Here is a 14,203-nt window from a genome sequence, read left to right as displayed (position 1 = left end):
CAGTGCCCGTTTCTTTGAATCACTTCATGTAGCAGTAAATCAATACTTTAAGCAGCATGACCGGATTGTATCTGCTTGCTCCTCCGCCTTTTGTGTTTCGGGCAAATACTTCTTCAATCTCGAGTTCATCTACTGTTTTGCTGACAATTCTTACAAAATGATTCTGCGGAACCAGCTCGTCAAGGCTTGGTGGCAGGAGCCACTGCTCGCCCTGGTTATAGGGTTTGTATGTGATTTTATCGCTTACGCCTCTGCTCATATTTAAATTTTAGCAGATTTGAATTCGCTTGTAAATTTAAAATAATTAGGGCTGCCCCATACTTTTTGGACAGCCCCGAATCAGTGTGGCAATATTTTTAGTTCCTGATGATAAAGCGATGAGCTTCCAGCGTGGCCAAAAAATGAACCACCCTGTTTAGCATTTTCTCGCTTTCCTCAGGGAAGGCGTTTTTCATCTTTAAAAGCACATCGTTCACTGTGGCTTTGCCGTCGAGGGCCAGCCAGAGTTTTGTGCCGTATTTATCAAGAGAAATATGGCTTATTCTGGGCCGTTTAAATAATTTCTGAGCCAGCCAGTTGAAAAATCCTCTGTTTTCCATATCGATTTCTACAAAAGTGCCTGTCTGCCCATCGGAACCTTCCTTCTCTCTCCAGGGAAAGCCCTCGCTCCGAACGAAAACAATATCCATGTAGTTAGAAGAAAGTTTTTTAATTTTTTGTTTCATACTCTATGTAAAATAAGCAAAAGGCAAATTGTACAGTGATTTAAAAAAAACAGGCGGAAGCGGGGTTATGGCAAAAAGTCGCTTGAACTTGTTCACCGCGACTTTTATGACATGTTCACGCTGGAAGCCTGTTTTTTTTAATTCCTCTTACTTTGCCTTTTTCTTGTTGCGTGTGAAGAACACGATTGACGCCAAAAGCAAAACGAAGAAAATCACGCCGCCTGCATTTCCGAGAATACCGCCCAAGTTGATTGTCTCAAGAAGCGATTTTCCGTTTGACATAGGAACAATTGCGAATACGGCCAGCAAGATTCCGATAAGACCTTCACCTGCGATAAGTCCTGAGCCGTAGAGAACGCCTCGTTCAGTGATTGCTTTTCCTTCATCTCCTTTGTGATCAAAGAATGCGCGAAGCAAACCACCGATAAAAATCGGTGTTGAAAGGTGAATCGGAAGGTAAACGCCTATTGCTACAGGAAGAACCGGAATTCCGATTACTTCGACTGCGATTGCAATTCCCACGCCAATGAGAACAAGAGTCCAGGGGAGAGAACCGCCCATAACGCCCTCTACAACAAGTTTCATCAGCGTTGCCTGTGGAGCAGGAAGTTCCTTTGAGCCGAAGCCCCATGCTGCATCAAGAAGATACATGATTCCGCCGATAGCGAATGCTGAGACAACACAGCCAACAAGCTCGCCAATCTGCTGATTGCGGGGAGTTGCGCCCACGATATAACCGGTTTTTAAGTCCTGTGAGATATCGCCTGCCATTGCCGCAATAATACTGATGATTGTTCCGATACAAATCGCGCTTGTCATGCCTGCGATTCCCGTGTGTCCGCTTGATTTAAGAAGAGCCGTTGCGATAATCAAGGTCGCGATTGCCATTCCTGAAACCGGATTGTTTGAAGAGCCGACGAGACCGACCATGCGGCTTGAGACCGTAGCGAAGAAAAATCCGAAAATCACGATAATCAGGGCACCTAAAAATCCCACCGGAATGACAGGGAGAATCCAAATGACGAGGATAATCACAAGTGCCATTATGAGAAGCAATTTTGAAGGCATGTCTCGATTCGTGCGAACTTCAACGGATTCTTTGTGACCGAAGCCTGAGATTGCTTTTTTGAATGTCGAAATTATGGTCGGCATTGATTTAATGAGGCTGATGATACCTCCTGTAGCTACGGCACCTGCTCCAACATATCGGATATAGCTGCTCCAAATCCCCCATGCGCCCAATTCTGAAACTGGAGCTTTTGCCGGCGGGAAAATAGATGATGAACCGAAAAATGAAATCAAAGGAATGACGACGAACCAGCCGATTACGCCACCCGTGAACATGAGAGAAGCGATTTTTTTGCCGCAAATATAGCCGACGCTGGCAAGGGCAGGAAGGACATCTGCGCCGAATCCTGTTCCCAATGGTTTGATGCTCCAGTCGATTTCAGAAGGAAATAGGCAGAGGCCGTCAGCGATGAATTTGTAAAGAGCCGACACTCCAAGACCTGAGAAGACGATTTTTGATTTTTCGCCGCCTTCCTCACCAGCGAGCAAAACTTCGGCACAAGCCGTGCCTTCAGGAAAGGGGAGTGTGCCGTGTTCTTCGACGATAAGGGCTGAGCGGAGAGGAACCATAAAAATGAGACCGAGTACCGCCGCACAGAGAGCTATGACTGCAATTACCCAAAATGCCGGCTTTGAAACAGCATCACTTTCGCTTGCCCACATGAACAAGGCCGGAATTGTAAAGATTGCACCTGCGGCAAGAGATTCACCGGCAGAGCCGATTGTCTGAACCATGTTGTTTTCGAGAATCGAATCCCTCTTTAAGATGATTCTGACAATTCCCATTGAGAGAACGGCGGCAGGGATTGAAGCCGAGACGGTCATGCCGACCCGGAGACCAAGATAAGCGTTTGCCGCACCAAAGAGAACGGCAAGCATAATTCCCAGACCGATTGAAATCGGAGTGATTTCTGGCAATACACGGTCTGCGGAAATGAAGGGTTTGAATGACTTTTCTTCCATAATTAAAGAAAATCCTTATAAGAGCGTAGAGTTAAAAAACTGATAAACTTATTTTATTGGTTTATTATAATGAACCAAAGGAAATGAAAAAAGAGAGTAATATGACACATGTATTCAAAATACCGATATTTTCCTCTTTAAAGCAGTTTTTTCAGCTCTTCAATCTTTTCTCTCGCGGATTTTGTCAGAATCTTTTCTTCTGACAGACCTGACTGACTGTGCTATAATAAGAGCGAAAAAAAATTGGAGACAAATAATGAACACTTTTGAAAAATTAAAGCAAACTCTTGCCGCTGACAGGCCACTTATGATTGAGCTGGAGCGGGTTCTTTCTTCGATTCCGGCCATTGCCCCTGAAAGTGGCGGTGACGGAGAATCAAAAAAATGCGCCGCTCTTGAAAAATGGCTTTGCGAGGCGGGCTTTTCCCATGAGCAGATGCAGCACTTTGACGCGCCCGATAAGCGGGTCTCTTCAGGCCTGCGTCCCAATGTGGTTCTCACCATTCCCGGAAAATCAGACGATTATGCCATTTGGGTCATGGCTCACATGGACGTGGTTCCGCCGGGTGATTTAAAGCTCTGGAAAAGCGATCCTTTCATGGTTCAGTATGATGAAAAATCTGACAAACTCATTGGCCGTGGCGTTGAGGACAACCAGCAGGGCTTGGTTTCTGGCGTTTTTGCGGCCCTTTCCCTCCTTAAAAACAAAATCATTCCTGAGCATACGGTAAAACTTCTCTTTATGGCAGACGAGGAATTCGGCTCTGAGTACGGAATTAAATTCCTCTTGCGAAATCACCCTGAGCTTTTCCGAAACCAGGACTTGATTCTGATTCCTGACGGCGGAGACGCAAAGGGCGAGACCATCGAAGTGGCCGAAAAGAACATCCTCTGGCTCCGCCTCCACACAATCGGGCTTCAAAGTCACGGCTCAATGCCAAATAAAGGAAAGAATGCCCATCTTGCCGCCTGTGATCTGGCCCTTCGCCTCAACGATCTGGAGAATTTCTTCAACGAAAAAGATGATTTGTTCAGCCCCAATTACTCAACCTTCCAGCCCACCAAAAAAGAAGCAAATGTGGAGACCGTGAACATTATCCCCGGCGACGATGTTTTCTACATGGATTGCCGGATTCTGCCCCGATACTCCCTGGACATGGTGCGTGCCGAAGTGAGCAAGCGGGTTTCACAGGTTGAAGAAAAATACGGAGTCAAAATCGAAGTGACCGAGCCTCAAGCCCAGCAGTCTCCTGCCACCAGCGTGGATGCTCCCGTGGTGAAAAAACTTGCCGCGGCCATAAAAAAAGCCCACGGAATTGAGGCCAAGCCAATCGGAATCGGAGGCGGAACCGTGGGTGCTGAATTGCGCTGCTGCGGCTTTAGCGCGGCAATCTGGTCTACGATGGACGAAGTCTGCCACCAGCCCAACGAATATTGCTATGTGCGTAATATCATCGCTGATGCCGAGACTTTGTGCGCCATGTTTATCGAACCTTAAACAAAATTCCCAAAACGGCCACTGTGATTAAAATCTGCAAAATCAGGAATTTAATCAAAACCTGTGTCGGACTCCAGCCGTGATTTTTTCGCATGTGGTCGTGGAGAGGAAAGCGGACATTTGTGAAAATCGAGATGTGGAAGAATCGCTTCAGGAAGACTTTCACAAGTCCCAAGCCTCCGTTAATGAAAATCAGCGTTGAGGTGGCAAGAATCATAAAGGGATTCCGCGTAACCATGACGCAAACGCCGATGTAAAATCCCAAAGCCCGGCTTCCCGCATCTCCCATAAGGACATTGCTGGGGAAGGCGTTGTGCCAAAGGTAGCCCATGAGAACTCCCGCCAGTGCGAAAGTCATTACAGCCCAGTCCGCTCCATCCTTAATGTGGGGAACAAGCAAATATTCTGCGATGTTCCGGTGACCGAGGATAAAATAAAAGACCATTCCCATGGTAAGAAGGGCTACGAGTACGAGGGTTGAAGAAAGACCGTCAACGCCGTCGGTGCAGTTTGTCGTGTTAATCGAAGCCCAAATCATAATCGTAGAAATTGTAACGAAGAGCCAGGGGGCAATTACAAGTTCATGGGTAAAAAACGGAATCCAAAAGCAGATATCCTTGTCTTCTGAACTGTTCACAAGATAGAATGCCAGCAAGACTGATGCAAGGACAGAGATAAATAAATCGAGAAGGGCTTTTCTGTATTCTCCCCAGCTGTTTATGCTGTGGTCATCGAGATAGCCTGTGAGCATCATGAGCCAGGTTAAAATCAGCATGGAGCATTTAATCCAGTCCAGAGGAACGAAAATCATGCTCAAAATCACGAATGCACTGACCCAGACGACTCCGGCTCCCGTGGGCTTTCCCTTGGCCGCTTCTGCATTTACGGTAAATTCCCGGCCTCGGTCATGGGGCAAGACACCGTAAAACGAAGGCAGAAAATATCGTACGATTAAAAATCCCGAATAGAGGGCCAGAGCGATAAGAACCGTGTAAGACTGCAAAAGACGGGCAGGTCCGAAATACTGTGTTAAAATTCTACCAAGATAATACAACATATTTTAATTATCGGTTTTTAATTATCCACAGATTACCACAGATTTGCACAGATAAGGCTTAATCTTTTTTCAATAATCCAGCTTCCAAATCTTTTACAGCTCGTTTTTTCATCTCGAAATGCTTTTTTTTGCCTGTTGCTGTATGGGGAAGCTCATCTACCAAAGCGAAATATCGGGGGCGTTTGTAAATTGAGAGCATTTTATGATTCGTGCAGAATTCAAAAAGTTCGCGGATTGTCAGGGATTTGTCTTCGGGAAGAATGTAGGCGACAACCACCTGACCTCGCACTGTGTCTGGAAGGCTGGTAACGATTGAATCTTTTACTTTTGGATGCTCGTTGAGAGCTTCTTCAACCTGAGTTGGATAAATATTTTCGCCGCTGGTGATAATAAGGTCGTCTTTTCGGCCACGCACAGTGACAATCAACTCTTCGTTCCAGACTCCTGTGTCGCCAGTGTACATCCAGCCTTTGTAGAACTTTTCACGGGTTTGCTTTTCGTCATTTGTGTAAGAGTAAGTCGTTTTTTCCGGGGCACGGATGATGATTTCACCTTCACTCACATTATCGCAGGGGACGCAATCTTCAGGCTCTGCTTTTTTGTTTTCGTAAAGGTGGACGACCCGCACTTCATCGTCTGTGCAGCTAGTACCGACAGAGCCGGCACCGTCTGGCAGATTGTAAGGTCGCAGGAAAGAATTCCAGAAGGTTTCCGTGGTTCCGTATCCGTTGAAAATATTGGGCGTGAGCACTTCCATATAGTGAATGCAGTCTGCCTTTGAGAGAGGAGCCCCCATTGTGACTAGACCTTTTAGCGTCGAGAGATTTTTATGAGATTTTTTTTGCGCAAGACAGAGCATGGCAAGATTTGAGGGCGAGCCCATCATGTAAGTGATTTTGTATTTTTCTACCCATTCCAAGGCATTTGAAGGCTGAAATTTGCGCATGACGACGGCACAAGCGCCGGCGTAGAAAGTGGGACAAACACCGCCTGAGTGACAGCCGCCGCGATGGAACCATGGTGTCATGTTAAGGGTGACATCGTTTTGATTCATGGGGTAGTGCATGATTACATCGTGAGCCGAGAGGACTTCGTTGATGTCGTTGAGTGGCACTGATTTGGGAAGAGCCGTAGTTCCGCTGGTACAAAGGCGCAAAACTTCATCGTAAATGTGGGGGCGGAAATTGATTTTTGGTTCTTCATCGCTGGAATTTTTGATAAAATCTTCGTAAGAAATATGCCCGCTTGGAAGTGAGTGATTTTCAAGATTGTCAGCGAGAATGAATTTTTCGGGCTTCCATTGGGCAAGCTGTTCTGCCTCTGCCATAATATCTGAAATCATGCCGGAATAAATGACGGCGCGGGGCTTGTTGTGATTTATTAAAAGCGCGAATTCCCCGGAAGCGAGATTGAAATTTGAAGCGAGCAGGATAGCACCGATTTTGCGGGGCCCGATGTAGGAAAAACAAAATTCCGGACAGTTGCGCAAGGCAATCATAACAACATCATTTTTTTGAAGACCTAGATTTTGCAGCGCATTGGCAAGCCTGTTTGCTTCTTTGTTGAGAGATTCGTATGTCCATGAGCGATTCATTTCACCGTCGATTACGGCTTTTCGTAAAGTGAATCGTTTTACATTCCGCATAAAGCCGTTGAGCCATGTATATTCATGCTCAAAAGTATCGATGAACATTGTGTCGTCATAAGTGCGCATATCTGTTTATTATAACGAAAGCCCTGTGTTTTTTCTATAAAAGAGCGAATCAAATTACATTGGGGGCAGACTCGCTCTTCACTTCCTTGAAATACAAATACTTGAAAGGGTGAATGTCCAATGCGTTCACATACCAGCCGCCAACCTGATTCAAATTAACAGCGTGAAGGCTGATTGAGTGGGTAATCGGGAGAACTTCCCCGGAATCCAGCAAAAGCTGCTCTGCCTGAGCCAAAAGCTTGTAATGCTCGCCGTTGTCCGTTGATTCATTCGCTCTTTGAAGCAACTCATCAAATTTTGAGTTCTGCCATTTTGAAGGATTTAGCGTTGAGTTTGCTCGGAAAAGCTCAAGAAAAGCAATCGGGTCAGCAAAATCTCCAATCCAGGAATAGCTGAAAATATCCGCATTCCAGCCTGGAATCGAATCGATGTAGCGGTCTTCCGGAGTTGTCTGAATCTTTAAGTCCACGCCCAAAGGCTCCCATGCGTTTTTGAGAATTTCTGCCTGGGATTTCTGCCGTTCTGACATTGAAGAAATTCCGAATGTTAGGGTAAGTCTTTCATCTTGCGGAATCCCCAGTTTTTTGCGCGCGTCTGCCATCATTTCTTTTGCATCTTCGAGCGAAGTTTCTGTAAGCCCCTCAACTCCCTGATAGCCTGCAAGAGGGTAAATCAAAGTCGTTGCTTTTACCAAACCTGTTTTTCTCAGCAAGTCCCAGGGAACTGCTGAGAGAAGGGCATTTCGGAAATCTGCATCATCCCAAGGTTTGTTTTTGCATGAGAAGAAAAGATACTCTGTTCCGAAAATTGCCGAAATCCTAATAGCGGTTTTATTCAGCAAAGCGCCAGTGTCTACCATTCCCGAAATCCAGTCTGCGCTTCCGTCATTAAAACTCCATGAGTTTTCTTTTACATCATTTGATTTTGTTATTGTGATTTGTGGAATATGCACATTTTTTGCATCCCAATATTGCTTGTTCTTTATAAGAACTAAATCCTTGCCGCTATTCTCGCTTATTTTATAGGCTCCAGAAAAAACAGAAGTATCAGTTTTTCCGTTTGAATCTAATTTGCAGACGGAAAAAGCATGATGGCATAAAAGTTTTGCAAAATGTGCGGTCGGACTTACGAGAGTTACTACTAATGTCCGGTCATTTCTTACTGTAATCCCAATGTCTTTTTCGCTTGTTTTCCCAGCCCTAAAATCTGCAGCTCCCTTTACACAGTCGAGCATAGACGCGTAAGGTGCGTTTACTGTCGATAAAAGGGAAATCCACGCCGCGCGGACTTCATAGGCTGTTATTTTTTCGCCATTTGAGAATTTAGTGTTTTCTCTTAGCGTAAAAGTCCAGCGTTTTTTGTCACGGGAAATTTTATAGCTTTCTGCGATGGCTGGTAACGGATCGAGGCTTTTCGGATCGTAAGAAAAAAGTCCTTCATAAAGTGAATCGAGGATTTGTGCCTCACTTGCATAACTTGCTGTATGAATATCGAGGTTTAGATTCTGTTCCGCCGTGATGATTGTAAAATTTCTCTGAAGGGCCTCGTTCACCGGGGAATTTTTCTCGCCCTCATTCTCAAGGTCAATTATAGAGTCAAAATTTTCGACTGGAGGGTTCTCTGACTCGTTTGATTCAGTGTTTTCCTGAGCACTAAGCGGTAATATTGAAAAACTTGAAAAAATAAGAGGAAAAAAGAATTTGAGTGGAATTCGTTTCATAAAAGACATTATACCTTTTCAATTTTCAATTTTCAACTTTCCACTTTTATTCCGTAATTCCCAATTTTTTCATCTGTTCTTCTTCTTCGATATAAGAAGTATATTCTACCCGAAGTTGGTTTGCTTTTACCACGGAGTTTTTAAGAGTAGTTATGTCGATTTTAAGTCCCTTGATTTTTGATTTGTTCATCGGGGAAGCCGTTGTCTTGAAAAAATCATCAAGTGCGCCGAGTAATACCATAAGTTTATTACAATCCATAATCTGAGCAGCTACGAATTCTGCAATTTTTTCTTCTGGCATTGAAGCGATTTTTTTATATCCCGGAGAATTTGTCTGAGCAACAGAGGCAAAACGCCGTGCCTTTGTCGCGAGATCTGTTATGAAGGTCTGGTAGTTGATTCTTTCTGTTCGTTTTGCACCAGTCGTCTGATCGGTGATTGTAATTGTATAATACAAAGGCTTTTCTTCAAGACCAAAGGCTTTTCTTAAAGCGCGTTTGAGTTTATCCATGAAAGTATTATGCTCGCTTTCAAGAATATCATGGTTATCCTGAATTTTTTGTGCTATTCCACCGAGTTGAGGCGGCGTTGCTCCAAGAACTTGCAAAGCTCCCATAATAAGAGCTTTTGTATCAATTCTTTTTTCAGCCTTCTTTGACTCTTCTTTCTTAATGTTAAGTTTTGCAAGTAATTTTTGCTGAAGATCCGCCTTTTTTTCTCCCTGGTCTTCCTGAATGATTTCTTCGATTAGTTCATTATAGAAAGGAATTTTCCCCATTCCGGCAGCGAAATTCTTTTTTATCTGCTGCATTTCAGATGCATGATCAGAAAGAGCCTTGTTAGCATCAAAACTCGGACTCATTATTACATTCTTTCGGATTTGACCTTTATACCATTCTTTCTGAAAGTCAGTATATTCTTTGAGTGCTGAATTTATATCTGTGAGTGCATGAGAGGCCTTTGATAAATTGTCGTTTAACATGCTTGCCGTGAGAGCATCGCTGTTTTGGCGGGCAGAAAAGATCATTGTCGCAAGAACGCGGGTATTGATTTTATTTGAATTCGCTGAGAATGAATTCCATGTGATTGAGTTATTTAAATCGATAAGTTTTTTGATATTACCAATAGAAAGCTGAGAAACGGAAAATTTATAATAATTACAGAGAAAATCAAGGGTGCTTTCATAGTCAGAAAATCGTTGCCCGATGATGACAGAGCGTTCGTTTTCGACGAATTGTCCGCTGTCTGGGGCCTTAATGTCTGAGATTTTTTTGTCTAATTTGTAAGGATCTGGCGTAATAAGTGCCTTCTTGACCAAAAAATCAAAAATGACTTTAACACAGGTGTGCAGGAGCCTGTAATTGTCGAGAATCTGAGGCAGTTCTGTGTTGTCATACCACTGAGCTTTTTCGTCTAAGGCTTGAAGTAATGTTTCTGTAAAATTATTTCCGTTTTCCATACACTGAATATCGGCATTTAAGTTGAAAACTGAAAGTTGAAAATTGAAAATTCAGACATGTAATTTCATATTGAATAATCTCGCTTAAATCATTATTCTATAGTACATATTTTAAATTCCAAGGAAGCCCGCTTGCGGGCGATTCCGAAACAGAAGGTACAATTTTATGGCAGTTGATGAAAAACTTCAGACCATGCGCCACTCTTGCGCACATGTTATGGCAGAAGCCGTCAAACATTTGTTTCCGGGAACCAAAATTGCAATCGGCCCGGCTATCGACAACGGATTTTATTATGATTTCGATTTTTCCACCGCCACTACCAAATTGACCGAAGATGATTTCCCAGCCGTCGAAAAAGAGATGCGAAAGATTCTCGCCACAGGAGCAGAATTTGTCCGCAAGGAAGTCTCAAAAGAAGAAGCCCTCAAGCTTTTTGCCGACGAGCCTTACAAAATCGAGCTGATTAAAGACTTGCCGGAAGGCGAGGTTATCTCAACTTACGAGCAGGACGGCTACCTTGACCTTTGCCGCGGCCCTCATGTTGCGACCACAAAAGAAATCAATGCCCAGTCTTTCAAGCTGGACAAAATCGCGGGAGCTTACTGGCGCGGTGACTCTGCTCGTCCTATGCTCACCCGCGTTTACGCCCTTTGCTTTGCAAAGCCCAATGATTTAAAAGATTACCTTACCATGCTTGCCGAGGCAGAAAAGCGCGACCACCGAAAGCTGGGCACTGAGATGGATCTTTTCCATGTTGACCCGGAGAACCCTGGCCAGGTTTTCTGGCATCCTAACGGCTGGACAATCTACACCACCATGCAGGATTACATGCGCAAAATGGTTCGCCGCGACGGCTACCTTGAAGTCAACACTCCTGCAATCATGCCGCGCACTCTCTGGGAGCGAAGCGGTCACTGGGATCACTACCAGCGCAACATGTTCATCACTGAGTCAGAAAAACGCCTCTTTGCAATCAAGCCGATGAACTGTCCGGGGGCACTTGAAATCTTCAAGAGCCGCCAGCGTTCATACAAAGATTTGCCGATGCGCCTTGCTGAATTCGGCCATGATGTGCGAAACGAAGCCAGCGGAACCTTGCACGGCGTTATGCGCGTCCGAGGATTCGTTCAGGACGATGCCCACATTCTCTGTACCGAAGAGCAGGTGGCGTCAGAAGTCGCAAAATTCTGTAAATTGCTCAAACGTGTCTATCACGATTTCGGTTTTGATGACCTTGTCGTAAAATTCTCAACCATGCCGGAAGACCATGTTGGCGATTTGGCAACTTGGGAGCGGGCAGAAAAGTCATTGGCCGACGCTTGCCACGAAGCGGGCCTCAACTATGAGATTCAGCCGGGGGAAGGCGCATTCTACGGCCCTAAGCTCGAATTCAAACTCTATGATTGCCTTGGCCGAGAATGGCAGTGCGGAACGATTCAGGCCGACTTCCAGCTTCCTTCTGCCGAGCGTCTGGACGCAACTTACATCGGAGCCGACAACCAGAAGCATCACCCGGTTATGCTCCACCGCGCAATCCTGGGCTCTTTCGAGCGTTTCCTCGGCATCCTTATTGAAAACTTTGCCGGTGCCTTCCCGACATGGCTTGCCTTTGAGCAGGCGGCTGTCGTTCCTGTCACAAACGACTTTGACGACTACGCAAAGGAAGTCAACGAGGCTCTCCTTGCCGCCGACATCCGCTCAAACGCATATCTTTCAAGCGACAACATGCGCTCTAAAATCAAGGTGATTACAAAAGAGCACAAAACTCCTTACATCCTGATTGTAGGCGAAAACGAAAAGAAAGAGCGAACGGTTTCAGTCCGCTTCCGTCAGTCAAGCGGCCTTGAGCAGAAGACAATGAAGCTTGAGGAATTTGTCGCCTATGTTCAGGAGAAAGTGAATTCGCACTTCGTGGGGATTTAAAACCTTGACTTTTAATAGTTTTGCCTTTATATTATGAAAAGAAGCGACCGATTCTTAGGTCGTCTCCACATTTTAGGGTTATAAGCCGCCAAAAGGGGTTCAGACTTTGGCGGCTATTTTTTACTCTTTGTTCTTTCCGTTAAGGTAAGAGAGCAATGCTATAACAGTTCCTGCGAGCGTAGCAATGCAAGTTACTACCGCAATAACAAGTTCACATGTCATAGTCTAGCCTCCCTTCTAAAATCTTTTAGAGTTTGGGAGACGCCACCAGAATCAATCGCTTCTTTATTCATTATACTACTATATTTTATTATTGTAAATATAGGAAAATTCTTTCAATTTCTATAACTTTCCGTTATTCACGATAAGCCCTTTCTTAGATTCCTCTTTTTTAAAGTTTCGTTTTAAGAATCCATGCGACAATTTTTCTATCTTAAAAACAAGAGGTAGAAAATGATTAAGACGAAACTTTTATTTTTGTGTGCGGCTGCATCTGCTTTTTCTCTTTACGCTCAGCCAGATGGACTTCCTCCAGAAGGAGGAAAGGGCGGTCACGACATTTCAAAGCAGTTTGATGCTGTCATAAAAGTCGATTCTGGCACGAAAAACCTTAAAAACGAGACAATAACTTCTGACGAAGACGGAAAGAACGCGATTTTTGCCCAGAATGATGGCGTAGTGAATGCCAGCGGAATCACGATTTACACGAAGCAGAACGGCTCCCGCGGCCTTTATGCGGCCTTTGGCGGAACAATCAACGCAAAAAAAGTCGATGTCACCACGGAAGGCGAGCATTGCGCCGCTTTTGCCACTGACATGGGCGAAGGAACGGTCACGGTTGAGGGCGGAAAGGCTCTCACCAAAGGCAAAGGCTCACCGGTCATCTATTCCACTGGCAATATCAGCGTTAAAAATCTTACTGGCACGGCGGAAAATTCTGAGCTTGCCGTAATCGAAGGAAAAAATTCAATTACCCTGGAAAAATCAAACCTGACGGGCGGAAGCGGACTTGATGGCGAAGTTTCGGCTGGAGTCATGCTTTATCAGAGCATGAGCGGCGACGCAAATGTGGGAACGGCCTTTTTTACGGCGAAAAATTCGACTCTCACCAACAAGGCTTCAGGGGAAAAAAGCGCATTTTTTTATGTCACCAACACAAAGGCGGTGGTCAATCTTGAAAAAACAAAATTGTTGGGAAACTCAGACACCCTGATTCTCGCAAGCGGAAACGACTCACGCAGGGGCTGGGGAAGAAAAGGCTCGAATGGCGGCCAGCTTGAATTCAACTTGCTCTCACAGGAAGCTCGTGGCGACATCATCGTGGACGAAATCAGCTCTGTAAAACTCAATCTTGGAAAAAAATCTTCGCTCACAGGCGCGATTAACGCAAAGAAGGGCGGAAAAGTCGATATCTTCCTTGAAAAATCAGCAAAACTTGAAGTCACGGCGGACTCATACTTCAATAAATTCGCTGATGCTGACGACTCTTTCAAAAATATCAAATCCAACGGTCACACAATCTTCTATAATAAGAACCTTGATGAAAACAGCTACTTGAAAGGCCGAACGATTCTCCTCGCGGACGGCGGAAAAATCGCCCCGGCAGAATATGACTTCACGGCTTTGGAAAAGACTCTTTTTTCATCAGAAAAAGGCGGAATGAAGCGAGGAGAGCGAGCAAATGGCGAAAAGGATCCGCCTAAAATGGAAATGATTACCCTCACGGGAAAACTCAACATCGTTTCAGATAAGGCAATGCTCATTGATTCAGAAAACAAAGCGACGATTCTCAAAGTGATGGAAGAGCGTAAGGGCGGAAAAGGGCAGCCTCCTATGGGACAGAATGACGGCGGAAAGGGCAAGATGCCGGAAATGGGAAATCCGCCAAGCGGCGACCGGCCTGAAATGGGAGGAAATCCCCCGGACATGAAAATGGGCGGTAAAGGCAAGGATAACAGACCTAAGCCCGTTACCTTCGATGACTTGAAGAAACTGAAAAACAAAAATGTTGAAATTCAAGGCATTTTGGAAAAAGACGGCACGCTTATGGTCTGTAAATTCCAAGAAACAAATAG

General features: G+C 44.9%; 10 protein-coding genes. 3 read left to right on the top strand and 7 right to left on the bottom strand.

The genetic code is table 11. From position 1 onward, the window contains the following. Window positions 1-19: 19 nt before the first annotated feature. From B2089_RS07840 to B2089_RS07830, 3 genes are all read right to left on the bottom strand, one after another. Window positions 20-259: a hypothetical protein gene (locus B2089_RS07840; RefSeq protein WP_287285482.1), complete on the bottom strand. Its 240-nt coding sequence runs from the start codon at window positions 257-259 to the stop codon at window positions 20-22. A gap of 97 nt (window positions 260-356) precedes the next feature. After that, on the bottom strand, window positions 357-725 hold the full coding sequence (locus B2089_RS07835) for a PqqD family protein (protein ID WP_296325721.1): 369 nt from the start codon (window positions 723-725) through the stop codon (window positions 357-359). Window positions 726-872: 147 nt separating this feature from the next. Next, complete coding sequence (locus tag B2089_RS07830) at window positions 873-2,756, bottom strand: OPT family oligopeptide transporter (RefSeq protein WP_296325722.1); 1,884 nt, start codon at window positions 2,754-2,756, stop codon at window positions 873-875. Between the two features lie 256 nt (window positions 2,757-3,012). On the opposite strand from B2089_RS07830, the gene B2089_RS07825 reads away from it, so the two are divergent. Then, a complete protein-coding gene (locus B2089_RS07825) occupies window positions 3,013-4,254 on the top strand; it encodes a M20 family metallo-hydrolase (RefSeq protein ID WP_296325723.1) in 1,242 nt (413 codons plus the stop codon). Here the strand turns inward: B2089_RS07825 and B2089_RS07820 are convergent. Genes B2089_RS07820 through B2089_RS07805 form a run of 4 tightly spaced genes read right to left on the bottom strand, consistent with a single transcriptional unit; the run spans window position 4,241 to window position 10,204 of the window. After that, a complete protein-coding gene (locus B2089_RS07820) occupies window positions 4,241-5,311 on the bottom strand; it encodes a phospho-N-acetylmuramoyl-pentapeptide-transferase (protein ID WP_296325724.1) in 1,071 nt (356 codons plus the stop codon). The genes B2089_RS07825 and B2089_RS07820 overlap by 14 nt on opposite strands. Window positions 5,312-5,369: 58 nt before the next feature. Further along, window positions 5,370-7,025, bottom strand: a complete 1,656-nt coding sequence (locus tag B2089_RS07815) for a class I adenylate-forming enzyme family protein (protein WP_296325725.1) — start codon at window positions 7,023-7,025, stop codon at window positions 5,370-5,372. A 49-nt stretch (window positions 7,026-7,074) separates the two neighbouring features. Next, a complete protein-coding gene (locus B2089_RS07810; RefSeq protein WP_296325744.1) occupies window positions 7,075-8,745 on the bottom strand; it encodes a peptide ABC transporter substrate-binding protein in 1,671 nt (556 codons plus the stop codon). Window positions 8,746-8,791: 46 nt separating this feature from the next. Continuing rightward, a complete protein-coding gene (locus B2089_RS07805; protein WP_296325745.1) occupies window positions 8,792-10,204 on the bottom strand; it encodes a hypothetical protein in 1,413 nt (470 codons plus the stop codon). 166 nt (window positions 10,205-10,370) lie between these two features. On the opposite strand from B2089_RS07805, the gene thrS reads away from it, so the two are divergent. Both thrS and B2089_RS07795 read left to right on the top strand, forming a co-directional pair. Then, the gene (gene thrS, locus B2089_RS07800; protein WP_296325748.1) at window positions 10,371-12,128 is read left to right on the top strand and encodes a threonine--tRNA ligase; all 1,758 of its coding nucleotides are present in this window, start codon (window positions 10,371-10,373) and stop codon (window positions 12,126-12,128) included. 453 nt (window positions 12,129-12,581) lie between these two features. Continuing rightward, a partial coding sequence (locus tag B2089_RS07795) for a hypothetical protein (protein ID WP_296686629.1) occupies window positions 12,582-14,203 on the top strand: 1,622 nt, incomplete at its 3' end.

The sequence above is a fragment of the Treponema sp. UBA3813 genome (genome assembly GCA_002368605.1).
GTDB lineage: Bacteria > Spirochaetota > Spirochaetia > Treponematales > Treponemataceae > Treponema_D.
Note: the sequence above shows the minus strand (reverse complement) of the source record. Positions and strands in the feature narration are given on the sequence as shown.